16 protein-coding genes are annotated in these 15,232 nt (G+C 66.6%); 13 read left to right on the top strand and 3 right to left on the bottom strand.

The annotated features are described in order from the left end of the window. From ACIA1L_RS31910 to ACIA1L_RS31885, 6 genes are all read left to right on the top strand, one after another. On the top strand, window positions 1-252 hold a 252-nt coding region (locus ACIA1L_RS31910), incomplete at its 5' end, for an ATP-binding protein (protein ID WP_396076773.1). Between the two features lie 384 nt (window positions 253-636). Further along, a complete protein-coding gene (locus ACIA1L_RS31905) occupies window positions 637-1,920 on the top strand; it encodes a sensor histidine kinase (protein ID WP_396076772.1) in 1,284 nt (427 codons plus the stop codon). After that, a complete protein-coding gene (locus ACIA1L_RS31900; RefSeq protein WP_396076771.1) occupies window positions 1,917-2,582 on the top strand; it encodes a response regulator in 666 nt (221 codons plus the stop codon). Before ACIA1L_RS31905 ends, ACIA1L_RS31900 begins: the two co-directional genes overlap by 4 nt. Window positions 2,583-2,769: 187 nt before the next feature. Next, on the top strand, window positions 2,770-3,615 hold the full coding sequence (locus ACIA1L_RS31895) for an alpha/beta fold hydrolase (RefSeq protein WP_396076770.1): 846 nt from the start codon (window positions 2,770-2,772) through the stop codon (window positions 3,613-3,615). A gap of 222 nt (window positions 3,616-3,837) precedes the next feature. Beyond that, window positions 3,838-4,710 (top strand): alpha/beta fold hydrolase, encoded by an 873-nt coding sequence (locus ACIA1L_RS31890; protein WP_396076769.1) that lies wholly within the window; start codon window positions 3,838-3,840, stop codon window positions 4,708-4,710. A 126-nt stretch (window positions 4,711-4,836) separates the two neighbouring features. Beyond that, window positions 4,837-7,905, top strand: a complete 3,069-nt coding sequence (locus tag ACIA1L_RS31885) for a fibronectin type III domain-containing protein (protein WP_396076768.1) — start codon at window positions 4,837-4,839, stop codon at window positions 7,903-7,905. Window positions 7,906-7,968: 63 nt separating this feature from the next. Here ACIA1L_RS31885 and ACIA1L_RS31880 read toward each other — a convergent pair whose 3' ends face one another. Continuing rightward, window positions 7,969-8,547 (bottom strand): TetR/AcrR family transcriptional regulator, encoded by a 579-nt coding sequence (locus tag ACIA1L_RS31880; RefSeq protein WP_396076767.1) that lies wholly within the window; start codon window positions 8,545-8,547, stop codon window positions 7,969-7,971. A 97-nt stretch (window positions 8,548-8,644) separates the two neighbouring features. On the opposite strand from ACIA1L_RS31880, the gene ACIA1L_RS31875 reads away from it, so the two are divergent. Next, window positions 8,645-9,556 (top strand): alpha/beta hydrolase family protein, encoded by a 912-nt coding sequence (locus ACIA1L_RS31875; RefSeq protein ID WP_396076766.1) that lies wholly within the window; start codon window positions 8,645-8,647, stop codon window positions 9,554-9,556. Between the two features lie 311 nt (window positions 9,557-9,867). Further along, window positions 9,868-10,266, top strand: coding sequence for a hypothetical protein (locus tag ACIA1L_RS31870; RefSeq protein ID WP_396076765.1), 399 nt, complete (start codon window positions 9,868-9,870; stop codon window positions 10,264-10,266). A 687-nt stretch (window positions 10,267-10,953) separates the two neighbouring features. Here ACIA1L_RS31870 and ACIA1L_RS31865 read toward each other — a convergent pair. Next, complete coding sequence (locus ACIA1L_RS31865; RefSeq protein WP_396076764.1) at window positions 10,954-11,895, bottom strand: hypothetical protein; 942 nt, start codon at window positions 11,893-11,895, stop codon at window positions 10,954-10,956. A gap of 296 nt (window positions 11,896-12,191) precedes the next feature. On the opposite strand from ACIA1L_RS31865, the gene ACIA1L_RS31860 reads away from it, so the two are divergent. The 5 genes from ACIA1L_RS31860 (at window position 12,192) to ACIA1L_RS31840 (ending at window position 14,207) form a co-directional block, all read left to right on the top strand. Then, the gene (locus tag ACIA1L_RS31860; protein WP_396076763.1) at window positions 12,192-13,079 is read left to right on the top strand and encodes a hypothetical protein; all 888 of its coding nucleotides are present in this window, start codon (window positions 12,192-12,194) and stop codon (window positions 13,077-13,079) included. 95 nt (window positions 13,080-13,174) lie between these two features. After that, a complete protein-coding gene (locus ACIA1L_RS31855; protein WP_396076762.1) occupies window positions 13,175-13,387 on the top strand; it encodes a hypothetical protein in 213 nt (70 codons plus the stop codon). A 62-nt stretch (window positions 13,388-13,449) separates the two neighbouring features. Next, window positions 13,450-13,593, top strand: coding sequence for a hypothetical protein (locus tag ACIA1L_RS31850; RefSeq protein ID WP_396076761.1), 144 nt, complete (start codon window positions 13,450-13,452; stop codon window positions 13,591-13,593). 2 nt (window positions 13,594-13,595) lie between these two features. Beyond that, window positions 13,596-13,916, top strand: a complete 321-nt coding sequence (locus ACIA1L_RS31845; protein ID WP_396076760.1) for a hypothetical protein — start codon at window positions 13,596-13,598, stop codon at window positions 13,914-13,916. Between the two features lie 111 nt (window positions 13,917-14,027). Further along, window positions 14,028-14,207, top strand: a complete 180-nt coding sequence (locus tag ACIA1L_RS31840; protein WP_396076759.1) for a YegP family protein — start codon at window positions 14,028-14,030, stop codon at window positions 14,205-14,207. A 281-nt stretch (window positions 14,208-14,488) separates the two neighbouring features. Here the strand turns inward: ACIA1L_RS31840 and ACIA1L_RS31835 are convergent, their stop codons facing one another. After that, a complete protein-coding gene (locus ACIA1L_RS31835) occupies window positions 14,489-14,830 on the bottom strand; it encodes an Lsr2 family protein (protein WP_396076758.1) in 342 nt (113 codons plus the stop codon). Window positions 14,831-15,232: the final 402 nt, after the last annotated feature.

Raw genomic sequence — 15,232 nt, 5'->3', positions numbered from 1 at the left:
GCCACCGAACTGGCGACCAACGCCATCCGGCACGGCCTGGCACCCACAGAGATTCGCCTATCGAAAACCGGTGACCTCTTCCTCCTCGACGTCACAGACCACGCCCCCGACACCATCCCGATCCCCACCACCGCGCAGCAGACCGACATCGGCGGTCGCGGCCTCACCCTCACCCGCTCATTTTCCGCAGACATGGGCTGGTACATCACCCCACCCACCAAACACATATGGGCCACCTTCACGCGCCAATAAGGCCGCAACCAGCTTCGAACTCCATCAAGTCAAACACCGATCTTGAAGGTCAATCAGAGCCATTCCGCCGGGGAGCGGGTCGCCCTGGGAATAAATCCGCGTCGCTCAGCTCAGCTCAGGTTGTCATGCCTGCGACGCCGCGCCGAGATTGAACCGCACCCGTGCATGGGCACGTAGCAGGTTCGCCGTGGCGGCTACCGCCCGGTGTGCAAGTTCGGCCATATTCCCTGCTCAGTCTTGGTGGGTCGCCGGGGACTCGAACCCCGAACCTAAGGATTAAAAGATTCGGCTGCAGCGGGGTAACCGAAGCCGTGCATCCCCACGAAGGGCTCGCAAAGACTGCCTCAAGTTGGGGATGGGCCATCGTTTGCGCCGCACTGTAGATTGCCACCCGACATCAGGGCGAGGGTTAGCGGGCCGGTGGCGCGGAGATGTCGGGCTTCAGCCGAACACGGGCTTTCCCGACTCTGCATGGAGGGCATCGGCCGGCACCTCGGCGCCATCCCGGGAGTGCTGACAGTGCGAATGACAAGGGCGTTGACGTCCGGTATGTGGACGCCTCCGTGGAGGATTGCGAAGCCGCCGATCGCCGATGTGCTGCTGGCCAGCGGGCTGTCCGTCCTGACCCTTGCCACCGTGGTCGGCAACAGCGATGGTCACGTGCGGCTCGGGGTGAGTGTGGCGGCCGTGCTGACCGTCGCGCCTCTGGCGTGCCGGCAGCAGTTTCCGTTGTCGACGATGAGCGTCATCGTCGCGAGTTTGTCGGTCTACGGCCTGTTCGGCTTCGGCGACTACCCGAATGGGGGTGTCGGGATGCTCATCGCGATGTTCACCGTGGCCACCTTGCGGACGCGGGAAGTTGCCGCCGTCATGTTCGTGACGACGCTGATCCCGGTGGTCGTCGCCTCGTCGTCGACACCCGGACTGCTGTGGTCGCAGTCCGCCCAGGCGATTCTCGTGGTTCTGGGTGCGTGGATGCTCGGTAACAGCACCCGCCGGTGGGGCCAGCGCGAGCAGCGTATCGGGGCGCGCGCCGAACGTGCGGTAGCCGACGAGCGGGTGCGTATCGCCCGTGAACTGCACGATGTCGTCGCGCATCACATGACCGTGATCTCCCTGCAGGCCGGCGTGGCCGAGTACGTGCTGGACGACGACACCCGGACCGCCAAGGCTGCAATCAGCACAGTCGCCGACGCAAGCCGCGATGCGCTGGCCGAGATGCGCCGCCTGCTCGACGTGCTGCGCCTCAACCAGCCCGGTGATCCCACCTACCGGCCCCAACCTGGTCTGCACGAGGTGGAATCACTGATCCGGCGGATGCGGGCGGCCGGGCTGACCGTGACCTTCGAGGTGAGCGGCCCCGTCAGCGGCCTCGCGCCCGGCGCCGACCTATGCGTCTATCGGGTAGTGCAGGAATCACTCACCAACGTACTCAAGCACGCGGGAAAGGCCTCGGTGACTGTCGACATCGTCTTCGGCGAACACGCGGTGACGGTCAAGATCTCTGACGACGGCCGCCCCGAGCACCGGGCAGCGACCGCGACGTCACACGGCATCCGCGGCATGCGGGAACGCGCCGAACTGTACGGCGGAGTGCTGACCGCCGGCCCGACGCCACAAGGAGGCTTCACCGTGCTGCTGCGCCTGCCCCTGAACGAGCTGCGATGACGAGCCGCGTACTGATCGTCGACGATCAGCCCTTGATCCGGGGCGGTCTTACCGCGTTGTGCCGGGCAGCCCCCGGTCTCGAGGTAGCCGGTGAAGCCGCCGACGGCGCCGAAGCGGTCCGTCTGTCGGAGAGCACCGTGCCGGACGTCATCCTCATGGACATCCGGATGCCCGAGCTGGACGGCATCCAAGCGACCCGCCAGATCCTTGCAGCGGGCCGAGAACCGGCACCCCGGATCTTGATCCTCACCACCTTCGACCTCGACGAGTACGTGTACACCGCGATCGGGGAAGGCGCTTCCGGCTTCCTCCTCAAGGACACCCCACCCGAACGGATCGTCGCCGCCATCCACACCGTCGCCGCGGGAGAGATGCTGATCTCCGCCCGGATCACGCACCGGCTGGTGGAGACCTTCTCCCGGCATCACCGCACCACCCTGGCGCGACACCGCCGGCTCGACGTGTTGACGCCGCGGGAGACCGAGGTGCTGCGGCTGGTCGGCAACGGGCTGAGTAATCAGCAGATCGCCGAACGGCTGGTGCTCAGCGAGGCCACGGTCAAGACGCACGTCAAGCGTCTGATGGCGAAACTGGATCTGTCCAGTCGTGCGCAAGCCGTTGTGGTGGCGTACGAAAGCGGCTTGATCGTGGCGAACACCTGACCCACAGGTCCGGTCTACCCCCAGGGGGGTAGAGCGGATACCGCTGCGGGATGAAGACGATCATCCGTATCGAGACGTAGCGTTTCCTGAGGAGATGCCAGGTGCGGCTGAATGGCGCTCGGGGTTTGTCGTTCGCCTGCCCGCCAACTCCGTTGTCGAATGTCTCTAGAGCGGAAGGGTCATCATCGTGGGACACGTCTCTGTTGACCGCCAGAATTCCACCGACGTCGTCCTGCATTACGAGGACCAGGGCTCCGGGGACCCGGTCGTGCTCATCCACGGCTACCCCCTCGACGGTGACAGCTGGGAGAAGCAGCGGCGGGCTCTGCTCGACGCCGGATTCCGGGTCGTCACCTACGACCGGCGGGGCTTCGGCCAATCGTCGAAGGTCGCGGGCGGCTACGACTACGATACGTTCGCCTCCGACCTCGACGAACTACTGGATCACCTCGACCTGCGCGACGTCGTGCTGGTCGGCTTCTCGATGGGCACCGGTGAACTCGCCCGCTATGTGCGCCGATACGGCGCGGACCGCGTGGCCAAGCTGGCGTTTCTCGCTTCCTTGGAACCCTTCCTGTTGCGCGCCGACGACAACCCGGAAGGCGTACCGCAGGACGTTTTCGACGGCATCACCGCACAGGCGACAGACGATCGTTACGCCTGGTTCTCGACGTTCTTCCGCGACTTCTACAACCTCGACGAGACGCTCGGCAAGCGCATCTCGGAGGAAGCCGTGCAGGCGAACTGGAACACGGCGACGCGCAGCGCCCCGGCCGCGGCGTACGCGGTCGTGCCGGCCTGGCTCGAGGACTTCCGCGACGACGTCGAAGCGGTCCGGGCAGCCGGCCTGCCCACGCTGATTCTGCACGGCAGCGGCGACCGGATCCTGCCGATCGACGTCACCGGACGGCGCTTCGCCGCGCTCGTTCCGGACGCCAGGTACGTCGAGATCGACGGCGCACCGCACGGCCTGCTCTGGACCCACGCCGAAGAGGTCAACGCGGCTCTGCTCACCTTCCTCACCGAACCCTGATTGTCCGTGGGCAACGCCGCGGGGTGCCGACAGAACAAGCGCGCCGACCGTGCGGAGGTCATCCGCCGCCGGGTCCGCCCGTGTTCTCCCACTGCCGTCCACTCCAGATCCCACCATCCTCGCGGGCACCGGTACCGGCACCGGTGCTCGCCATGCTCCGCTGCGCCTCTGACCGGGGCAACGGCAGACCGCTCAGCTTTCATCACAGCACGGAGACCTCGCATGCCCGATACGCACCATCGATACGCCGTCGTCGACGGCCGGCGCCTGTTCTACCGAGAAGCCGGAGACCCCGGCCGGCCGACACTGGTACTGCTGCACGGCTATCCGACCAGCTCACACATGTTCCGTGACCTGATTCCGCTGCTTGCCGCTGACTACCACGTGATCGCACCGGACCACCTCGGTTTCGGACTGTCCGACGCCCCACCCGCCGGCGAATTCACCTACACCTTCGACGCACTCACCGACTTGACCGAGAGACTGCTCGCCCAGCTCAACGTCGACCGCTACGCGATCTACGTGCAGGATTACGGCGCCCCGATCGGCTGGCGGCTGGCCTTACGACGTCCCGACGCGATCACCGCGATCATCACCCAGAACGGCAACGCCTACGACGCCGGGTTCGTCCCCGAATTCTGGCAACCGATCTGGGACCTGCACGCGGACCGCAACCCCCACACCGAGGCAGGGGTACGCGCGGCTCTCACCCTGGACGCGATCCGGTGGCAATACGTCACCGGAGCACCCGACGAAACCCTGATCGACCCCACCGTCTGGTGGCATGACTACCAGCTCGTGTCGCGGCCGGGCAACGACGCCGTGCAGCTCCAGCTGTTCGCGGATTACGCCACCAACCCACCGCTCTACCCCCGCGTCCACGACTACTTCCGGGCAACACAGGTGCCACTCCTGGCGGTCTGGGGTCGCGGCGACCGCATCTTCGCGCCAGCAGGCGCCCAGGCCTTCACCGTGGACCTGCATTACGCGCAGGTCCACCTTGTCGATGGCGGCCATTTCCTTCTGGAAACCGCACTCGTCGACGTCGCCGACCTCATGTTGCGTTTCCTGGGCCAGCACCTGCCCTCGAGTTGACCGTCGCGATCAGCTCCTCGTCACCAAGAATTTCCGTCGAATCCAGAGGGCAATGTGCGTGCATCACGATCTTCCGTTCTCCTCACACTCCCGCCAGAGACCTCCCGTAGCGCGCAGAGTTCCCCGGTGACTGCCCGCAGCACAGACCGCTTCCGAAAGCCCGCAGCCGGCATGCTCAGCCTTTGTCTGACGATCGCGCTGGGGTTCACCGTGTCCACGCCTTCTCCGGCGTCGGCGTCGGAGCCGACTGATCGGGTGACTGCTTCCTGGAACATGCAGGGCCAGCGCGACGGGACTGGCGGTATTCCCGAGTCGCGCTGGGAAACCGGCATTCAGCAGCTGCTCGACGAAGGTGTCCAGGTGGCGTCTTTGCAGGAGGCCGGCAGCGCACCGCCACCTAACTCTCACTGGTCAGACCGGGTTTTCCCGACCCCCGGCGTCACGGAACATATATGGAGTATCAGGACCAATTCCCGCCCGAGAATCGTGAACATCTACTGGGCCGACACAGGACAGCAGCGCAACGGCTTGGCGATCATCTCGGAGGAGACCGCCCGCAACGCGGTGCAGCTCACCGTCGGCGGCAGGTTCAACTCCCGGCCCATGATGGGCGTGCAATTCGGGCAGGACTGGTACTTCAACGCCCATGCGCGCGCTAACGGCGAAAACAGCGCCAACGACGCCGCCGACATCATCGAAACGGCGCGACAGTTCATCGCAGCCAACGACCCTGGCGCGAACTGGATGGTCCTTGCCGACTTCAACCAGAATCCCGGACGCATGCCAGCGAACCTGCAGAACCACATCGTCGCCGCCGACGCACCCACCCACCAAGGCGGCGCAGAACTCGATTTCAGCTACACCAACACCGGTGACAACAACACCGTGCTGGCGCGACGTCGAGGACTCAACTCGGATCACTTCTACGTGCGGTATGCCCTGAACCCCGACTGCCGACCCGCAGCCCGCCGCGCCGCCGCCGGCTGCTACACCCAGCCGGTTCCCGGCGAGGAGTACCGCTTCTTTTCGTACGAGTTGTCCACCGGTGTGCTGGCGAACGAATACGCCTCCCACGGTGCGGTGCCGGGTCCGCCGTCGCTGCAGAAGGCAGAGCGCAAGGAGACCGAGGTCGTCAGGGTGCTCTTCAGCACCGCACCCGGCCGGTACATCATCGCCATGGACGACGACTGGTGTGTCACCCGGTACCGGCCAGGAGCAAGCAAGAACGTGACCGAAACGCCCTGCCGGCCGGACATCGACACCGCCCAGTGGGAATTCGCCGACGGCCAGATCAAGATTCCCGGCAGCAACGAAAGCCTTCGGCCCGCCGAACGGCAAATCGGCGCCGGTCTGATCACTAGCCCCGACCCCTATCTGTGGCACTTCGAGCGGTGGGTCGACAACGGATCCTCACACCCCGACACCGGTACCCCCGGAAACCAAGCCCTGAAGGTAATGGTCGTCGGCGACTCGATGTCCCAGGGATACGAAGGCGACTACACCTGGCGGTACCGCCTGTCGCAGTGGTTCCGCGCCAACAACATCACCGTCGACTTCGTCGGCCCGCACCATGGCACCCGACCCCCCGACGCCCCCGCACCGCCCGAGCCACCGGCGCTGACGACCTCACCAGACACCGGCGCTCCCTCGGCCGCGAACCCGCCCACCGCGGGAGCGTATGCCCCCGGGATCACCTTCGACAGCGACCACTTCGCCGTGTGGGGCAGACAGGCCGCGCAGGTCAAGACACAGATCCGACAGGCGGTGTCCACCTATCAACCCGACCTGCTCCTGGTCGGGCTGGGCTTCAACGACATGGGATGGTTCGTCAGCGGGGCACAAGGCACCCTGGACAGCATCAAGACACTCGTCGACGAGGCACGCGCCGCCAAGCCCGACGTCGACCTCGCGCTGGCGAACGTTCCCCAGCGCACCAGAATCGACAATCGGCAAGACCTCATCGACAACACCAACTCGTACAACGACATGCTCGTCCGAGCGATTCCGTCCTGGAGCACTACTGCTTCCCGGATCGAACTCGTCGACTGGCGCAAGGCCTACGACTGCGGACCCGATGCCTGCCCGGGCGGCTACGACGGCCTGCACCCGAACGCTCTGGGCGAACATCAGATCGCCGGCGCCTTCGGGAAAACGCTCCACGAGAAGTGGAGGCTGGGTGCGCAGGCACCTTCCGTCCCCAACTCGGTTCCCGGACGGCCCACCCCGGTGCCCGCCAACGTCAAGGCCGCCTCCAGCCCGCTCGGTGTCACCGTCACCTGGGACGCGGTCTTCGGCGCCTACGGCTACGACATACGCTCCCGCGTCTCCGGCGGAAGCTGGAACGAGTGGCGCGTCGGCGCCAACCGCTACGACACCACGTGGACCGTGGACGGGCTGACCTGGGAATACCAGGTCCGCACCAACAACGGCGAAGGAGTACGTTCGGCCTGGTCACCGCTGGTCAGCGCGATCTCCCGGCCCGAAACCGCTCTCGGACCGACCGACATCGTCACCCGCGCCACAGCAACCGGCGTCGACATCTCCTGGAAACCCGCCACCGGCCCGCACACCCAGACGATCGACCGGTATCAGGCAATGGTCTACGACAAGGACACGCCAGGGGCCTTCCTCAACAGCGTCGGAGTCCGCGGCCTGTCCACCCACATCGACGGCTTGATACCCGGCCACCACTACATCGTCGCAGTCGCCACCTGGAACGGCGTCGGCGGCGGCCTGCCCCGGGTGGCCCGCCCGGTCCTCATCGGCGCCGGCACCCCCGGCACACCCGCCAACCTCGCCGTGGTCAGCACCGACCCCACCACCGTGCAGATGAGCTGGACCGGAGCGAGCCAGGCAGCGGGTTACCACGTGTGGGTTCGTAACGTCAACGGCGGCAGCAGCGACAACCCCGCGCCGACCTCCTCAGAGATCATTGTGGACGGGACCACCCACAGCATCGCGTTCCTCTATCCCGGCACCTGGAACTACGAATTCTGCGTCAGCGCGGTCAACGGCGTCGCCGAATCCGAGAAGTCCCCCTGCGTGACTCCGCAACGACCATCCGGCGCTAAGGCGATGAGCGGTGCTCTCGGCAGCGCCCCAAAGCCACCGAAGGCCACCACCGCAATGGGTGACCCGTCGGCCATTGCCGAACTCGCGAAAGCCCGCACGCTGAGAGAAGCCAGCATGAGCTGAACAAGTACCAGAACGTTTGTGGCCGCGGCGGTGCGAAGGTTGCCGCGGCCACAAACAGCTGCCTCAAGACCGAGGCGTGGCGCTGCGGCAGCCGGCCAGCAGGCGGGTGACCATTCGCTTGGCGTCGTCCCTGTCGTAGTCCTGCCCCAGGATGCACAGGTTGCCGATGGCTCGCAGCAGCGTGTACGGGGTGAGCTGCCGGTCGATCTCCCCGGCCTGCTGGCTCGCCGTCAGCAGCGTCGCGCAGGCGGGGACGAGTTCGTCCTGGATCAACGCGTGCAGGCTGGTCAGGCTCGGGTCGGCCGAGCCCAGGGCGACGCTCAGGCCATGCTTGGTGACCAGGAAGTCCACAAAGGCCGCGACCCACCGGTCCAGGGCGTCGACGGCCGGAATCCGCTGCTCCCGCAGGTGCGCGGCCAGAGCGGTGCAGTCGTCGACCTGGTGGCGGTAGACGGCGGTGACCAGGTCTGCCCGGGTCGGGAAATGCCGGTAGACCGTGCCGACTCCGACAGCCGCGCGGCCGGCGATGTCACGGACGGGGGCCTGCACGCCCTGCTCGACGAAGGCCGCGGCGGCCGCGGACAGGATCGCTTCGCGGCTGCGGCGGGCGCCTTCCTGGCGTACGCCGAGTGTGTCGGACAACCCATCCTCCTTGTTCGCGGAACACTGTTCCGCTAACTTTGACGGAACAGTGTTCCGTCAAAGTTAGCAAACACCCGACCCTCTCGTGGAGACCCTCATGCCTGCTGACCAGATCGCTCGACAGATCGTCTCGGTCAAGCCGCTCACCGTGCCCACCACCGACCGCCGCGTTCCGCTGCAGGTCAAGGTCACCGCGCCGGCCAACGGCGACCGACTGCCCGTCATCGTCTTCTCCCACGGCAACGCCTGGTCCATGGACGGCTATGCGCCCCTGGTGGAGCGGTGGGCGGCCGCCGGGTTCGTCGTCGTGCAGCCCACCCATCTCGACTCCCGCCGGCACCGCATCGGTTTCGACGACCCCCGCTTCGCCGGCATCTGGCGCGTCCGCATCGCCGACCTGCACGCGATCCTGGACTGCCTGGGCGACATCCTTGACCAGGTCAGCGGACTGCCCGTCCGCGTGGACCAGCACAGCGTCGCGGTCGTCGGACATTCCTGGGGCGCGCAAACCGCCGGCGCTCTGCTCGGCGCCCGCGTCCTCGACGCCGCCGGCACCCCGGGTGAGAGCTTCGCCCACCCCGCGGTCAAGGCCGGCGCGCTCATCGCCGCCACCGGCACCGGCGACAGCCTGACCCCCTTCGCGGTGGAACACCTTCCGTTCATGCGCCCGGACTACACCAGCATGACCACTCCCGCATTAGTGATTGCCGGCGGCAAGGACCAGTCGGCCATGTCCACCCGCGGACCCGACTGGTTCACCGACGCCTTTCACCTCAGCCCCGCCCCGAAAAGGCTGCTCGGCATCGCCGACGGCGAGCACACCCTGGGCGGACTCGCCGGGGAAGCCGTCAAGGAGACCACCGACGAGGACCCCGCCCGCGTCGCCCTCGTCGCGGGCGCCGCCTCGGCCTACCTGCTCGACACCCTGGGGCTGGACACAGCGCCCTGGAATGCATTGACGAAGCAGGCGGCAGACTGCGCTACCACCCTCACCGTCGACACCAAATGATCGTGGCAGCGTCGTTGATCCGTACGCGCTGAGCGGTGATCAACGACGCTGCGCGCAGCCACGGTTTGCGACGTCTCGCCATGTCCATTGAGACCTCGGCGGCAACCACTCGATTCTTCTCTGCAGGAGCGGCAGCACCGGGCTCGCCCGACCGGCGAGTTCGCGGACAAGATCGAGGAGCTGGTTGCCCGCTCCGATGGCCGGGTCCGCGCGCAAGTGGTGCATCTTGTACCGCAGTATCCTCGTCCCGCTTTCGGGTTGACGTCGTCTCCTGATGGAAGGCGAATCGACGTGTGGCTTACGGTTGCGCAGTGGTCGTCGGGTTGGCGGCAAGCTGCAACAATGGCTCAATGATTGCGATGATGCTGGCTGTCGATATGATTGCTTTGTGTGCTGGCACGCTAATGGCACTGTTCATGTGGTTGATCCGCAAGCCAGTTCAGGCTTTTCAGCACACTCTGCGCTCAGCATCAAACAACGACATCATGCAAATGATTGTCACGCCGTTGGCCGCACTATTTGGCGCAGTAACCGCATGTATTCGGGTGAACCTCTTGATCGATGATCACCCACGCCCTTCTCAAGTATTCTTGTACATTGCGCTCGCTGTTGGCATGCTTGTGGTATACGGGAGGGAGGTATTGAAACCCTCCGCCGACCTCACGGTGCCTGGCTCGCCGCCAGGGTATGGCAGAGCCTTTACGAGCTAACAAGGCGCGACTGGCGCACGGTGTCGGCTCGCGAACGTAGCCTCGCTCGGAGGCGACTCGAACGATTGGACCGGGTTTGGGGCCGCCTGGACCAGCAATCTAAGCATCTCGGTTTTCGTCAATGGTTTGGGAAGCGCCATAGGGCGGATCGGTTGTTCTTTCTCGGAAATCTTATTCTCGGACTCGTCTCCATCCCTTACGTTATCCTGATCGCAGTTCTCCAGGGTAATGAAAATCTGCTGAACTTAATTTTGATCGTCGGGGTGCTCAACTTTGCAGGGCCGTTGATGCTGCTGTTCTGGCACCACATTCATCTTTACGAGTTGCGGTTCGCCGGGACGCCATACGGACATCGGTGCAGTCCGCCAGGAGGAGATTGGAACGCTGCGAAGAAGTCGAAGCCCAGACAAAACGTTTCTCGCCACCTGCAGGGCGTGTGCAGCCAGCTCCTTCGAGGGAAGGGCGAAGTGTCCGAAACGCGACCGCTGCCTTACTGGTGGCAGTCGCTGACCGGATCGCCAGGCCTCCAGGGAGCCAATGCGGGCCAGAGGGCGCCCAGACGCAGTCAAACCCTTCCCGGTCGGGCTGAGGCCGGCTCTGTACCGCCTACCTGGCATGTTAGACCCGTCCGAAAGCCGACGAACGAATGCAGGAAACGGCGTCATCCAGAGCGCCTTCTAGGTCCGGCTACCAAGTGATGTCGATGCCGCGCTGGGGCTGTGCTTGTTCGCGCATGGGCGGGTCGCACACCATTTGCCGCCCGGGAACGGTCTCGGCGATGAGCGGCGGCGGGGTTGCGGGGCTGGTGGGTTCGGGTATCGGCGCTGCATGCAAGTGGCCGCGCTGGATGAGTTCGGTGTGCAGGGCGGTGGCATACATGGGTGCGGTGATGAGGGTGTCGGCGTCGCCGTGGTGGGGGCCGAGCCAGTCGGCGCCGAGCCGCTGGGCGACGGCGTCGGTGATGGTGTCGCGTCGGCTGTCGGGCAGGGCGAGGTACAGGTCGGCGGCCAACCGGGCAGTGGTCGAATCCAGGCCGGGAGTGTGCGGGTGGCGGGCGGCCAGGACCGCGTTCGCGGCGGTGAGGTAGGCGCGGTGTCCGGCGTGCTCGGCGGGGATATAGGCGCCGAGTGGGCGTGCCGGGTCGTCGATGGTGATCTGGTGCTGGTCGCGGAAGGCGGCGACGACCGCGACGTGCTGCCGCCACGCGGTGTACTGCTTCGCGTCGGTGACGGGCGCGGTGCCGAGGCCGGCCAGCCACGCCGGGCGTTCGGCGAACGCGGTGGTGGTGAGGTCGAGCTGGCGTTGCTGGACGAGCGTCTCGGTGGTGTCGAGGTGGCGGGCGTAGTCGGCGGGCACGGCGGTCGGGTTCGCGGGTAGCCACGGCAGGACTCCCGCTGCCGCGACGGGTTGCAGGTAGCGGTGCAGGTGGGCGCGTACGGTGGCGATGTCGCTGCGTGCGGGGAGCGCGGCGAGCAGGGTTTCGGCGGGGCGGCCTGCGTTTTCGGCGGCTTTCAACGTCCACGCCAAAGCCCGCCACGCGTCGTGGCTGCCCCCGTCGGCGGGTGCGGGACACACGGCCGCGACGGACCAGGGAACCACCCGCTCGTGACGCAAGCCCCACTGGCGCATGTCGGTCGGCCACCCGGAGCCGCGACGTCCGTCGAGTGCCCTGCGCGGTCCCGCTCGTGGGGGCGGTCCGCGCGCAAACCGCCGCGCCCCGGGTGCGAGGCGGCGGGCAGGATCGACGACAAGCCGCTCGCCGTCGCCCTACGGCCGTGGCGGCGATGCCCGCTCAACCATCCCATGCGGTGATCCCCGGCCTCGATGCTGTCGGCTCGCTGGCCACTCGCCGAATGGGCAGGTCGAATGGACGTCCGCCGGTCTTACGCCGACGAGCGCGCATGAAAGAGCCGTATTGTCGAGGCGTGTCACCTTTCAGCTTTGGCCGCAAACGGCGGCTCATCTCGCCTTATCCCGCGGCTACTGCGGAGTCTGCGAAGCGGTTGCGGCGCCGGGTGCAGGACTGCGTCGGTGCTGAGGACGCGACCGCAGTCTTGGAGCCCGCCGCATTGGCGGAAGCCAGCGCAGTGTTGGACGACCAACTCGGCACCGGCCGGCAGCTACCCGGCACTGTTGACCCGTACGTGCTGAACACAGTGGCGGTGCTGCACCGGATCCGGGCGGGTGCGCTGGGCAGCCCGGTGGAGGAGCGGCACGCGGTCGGCGCGTTGCAGATCCTCGTGCACGTCATCGAACCAGAGCTGGTTCCGCCGATAGTCCGCGACGAAGTCGCCGAAGCGGTCAGCGACGGCGCGGAGCTTGACTTCCCGACCGCGGTGTTGCGCGCGGTGCAGGGCCACGCCTCCGCGGTCCGCGCCGAGTGGAAACGTCAACACGACCCGCGCCTGGCCGACACCTACGTGCGGGCGTTCGCGCGCATCATCGAGAAAGCCGGTCCCGATCGGCCGAACCTGTCGACTCGGCTGCTCGACTACGCCGCCGCCCTCGGCGCCCGCTTCGACAGCCGACGACCGGCCGCGGATCCCGCAGACCTCCGTGAGGCGTTGCGGCTGACCGGCGCAGCCCTCGCCGTGTCCGGCGGCGACCGGCCCATCGTGCGACGCGCGCATCAGTTGCGCGGCCCGATGATGATCGACTTGGACGAACTCGACCCTCACTGCGACGCGCTGCAATCGGCTGCCGAGTCGTTCCACACCCTCGCCGATCTGTGCGACCCGGGAGATCCAGCAGCCGAGGAATACCGGTCGCGTGTCCGTGCCGTCGAGCGGCTGACGAAAATGCGTCACCGATAGCCGAGCGTTCGAGTCAGCGCATCGAAGCTGTCCACCTAGTCTTCGGCGCGCCGGGCCGGGCGCAACGTCGGCACCGGCCAAGACGTTGATCAGAGATGAGTGATCTCCGAATTGACGACCCGCCGGCAGCAGCTGAACAGGTGCACCGCCTGGTCGGCGGCACAGTAGTGGTGCTATGCGCGGTAGCGGCAGCGTGGGCGGCGACGATCGCGGGCCATACGACGTACGGCGACCGTACCTCGATCGGCTGGGACTATTCCCCAATGACCTGGGGCCTACTGCTGGCATTGTCGGCGCGGGCACGGTGATGGCCGGCGGACAGCGATGCGCTCGCCCCGCGGCCGTGGTCGCCGCCATCGTCGGATTTCAGGTGAGCGTGCGGGCGATCGTTATGGCCCGGAGCTGGTTCCACTGGCATCCCACGACCGCCATCGCCCCCGAACAGCTCGCGCAGGTGATCACCTACGGCGCCGTGGTGGCGGTCGCGGCGACGGCCGCCACCATCACCGCCTAGCCGTGGTGTGGCGCGCACCGCGCGGCTGGGCCAGCCTGATCCCGTCACGTCCCGGCCTGGCAGCGCTCGGTGTGGCGGCGGGACTGTTGCTTCCAGTCGTGTGGAGCGCCGCGCACGACAACCGCATCACGGTGTCCGCCGGAATGATCGTCATGTACGCGCTGCCGTGGGGCGCAGGCGTCGCCGCGATGGGCTGGCTGCGGGGCCGCACCGCGCTCGCCGCCGGCACGGCCGTAGCGGCGTGTCTCGTGTTGTACGCGGTCGTCGTGCTCGGCGACAACGTCCTCGCCTATTTGACGCCGGCGCCGCCGGAGAGCGACTGACCGGCGCCGTGTGCGGGGGCTGCGGACCCCGTCAGCCCGGTCGGCGCCCACCGGCTCAGGCGTTTCGATCATGGCCGGAGTGGGGTACGGATCTGCGTGGAGGTGGTCGATATGAAGTTCGTGGTCAAGAAGGCCAGCAACGGCGAGTTCCGGTTCACGCTCGTAGCGTCGAACGGCCAGGTCGTCGCGACGAGCGAAACGTACAAGGCGAAGGCGTCGGCGTTGAGCACCATCGAGTCGATCCAGAAACACGCTGCCGGCGCGACGATCGACGACCAGAGCGACGCCTGACACCCCCGGTCGGGTGACACCGGGCCGCTGACCTTACCAGTCAGCGGCCCGGCCCTACTGGTGGACTTGTTCTACCGTTTGATAACCAAGCACGACGATGCCGGGAGGCTGGTGTCGCGGACTTCTCATCGACGGGCAGACACGCCGCGTCAATTCCCGGGTGCGTCAGTCCTTATTAGGATCCCGCCCGCAGGATGGCGTCGCCTACCAGCGCGGCGATGAGGGCGATTGCCGGGCGGCGAGCCGCCCGGCAATCGCTCCCCACGGCATTGCGGCGGGGGTCAGTGCTTCGCGTTGTACGCCTCGACCACCGAAGACGGAATGCGACCTCGGTCGGAGACCTCGAAGCCGTTCTTGGCGGCCCATTCCCGCATGTCCTGGTTCAGTTCCTTCTGCGCCCTGGCCGGTGCGGGCTTGCGGGATGCGACGCGGGAGGTGCTGTTCAAGCGGCCGACGCGGGTCGCCGCCGCGAGGTACGGGTCCATGACCTTGCGGAGTTTCGCGGTGTTCTTCTCGGACAGGTCGATGGTGTAGTTGACGCCGTCCAGGCTGAACTCGACGGTGTGGTCGGCTTCGCCGCCGTCCAGGTCGTCGGTCAGCAGGGTGACTATCTGCTTAGCCATGATTCCTCTTTCCTGCGATTATCTCGAATATAACGGAATAGTTGAATAGTCGCCGACTATAGCCGCCTGTTGGGACGTTCCTTTCGCCGGTATCGCATGAGACAGACGGCAGTGCGACACGTCCTACACGGGCGCGGAATCGTGTCTGCGGGCCCGCATCTCGGGACGGATACAGTCCTGAGGCACAATCCACGGGGTGTAGCCCGCACCGCAGGGGCATGTCGGTGCGGGCTATTCATCTTCCTGGCTATCGCCGGATTCTGTGGGTCCTTCGCACGGGTGTACGCGGGGAACGAAGGCCCGCATGCCAGCCGCGGGCGATGGTGCCCTGCGCTTCAGACACCGTCAGCCCCGTACTGGTCGCGGCGTCGCGCAGCCGAGGCCATGCGGCAGCAGCTTGCC

The sequence above is a fragment of the Actinoplanes sp. NPDC051859 genome, from assembly GCF_044452725.1.
In the GTDB taxonomy this organism is placed as follows: domain Bacteria; phylum Actinomycetota; class Actinomycetes; order Mycobacteriales; family Micromonosporaceae; genus Actinoplanes.
This window is presented reverse-complemented; position numbering and strand designations above follow the sequence as displayed.

Coding starts and splice junctions, on each gene's coding strand:
- ACIA1L_RS31900 (WP_396076771.1), top strand. CDS start 1,917: ATGACGAGCCGCGTACTGATCGTCGACGATCAGCCCTTGATCCGGGGC.
- ACIA1L_RS31890 (WP_396076769.1), top strand. CDS start 3,838: ATGCCCGATACGCACCATCGATACGCCGTCGTCGACGGCCGGCGCCTG.
- ACIA1L_RS31875 (WP_396076766.1), top strand. CDS start 8,645: ATGCCTGCTGACCAGATCGCTCGACAGATCGTCTCGGTCAAGCCGCTC.
- ACIA1L_RS31865 (WP_396076764.1), bottom strand. CDS start 11,895: ATGCGCCAGTGGGGCTTGCGTCACGAGCGGGTGGTTCCCTGGTCCGTC.
- ACIA1L_RS31855 (WP_396076762.1), top strand. CDS start 13,175: ATGAGTGATCTCCGAATTGACGACCCGCCGGCAGCAGCTGAACAGGTG.
- ACIA1L_RS31840 (WP_396076759.1), top strand. CDS start 14,028: ATGAAGTTCGTGGTCAAGAAGGCCAGCAACGGCGAGTTCCGGTTCACG.
- ACIA1L_RS31835 (WP_396076758.1), bottom strand. CDS start 14,830: ATGGCTAAGCAGATAGTCACCCTGCTGACCGACGACCTGGACGGCGGC.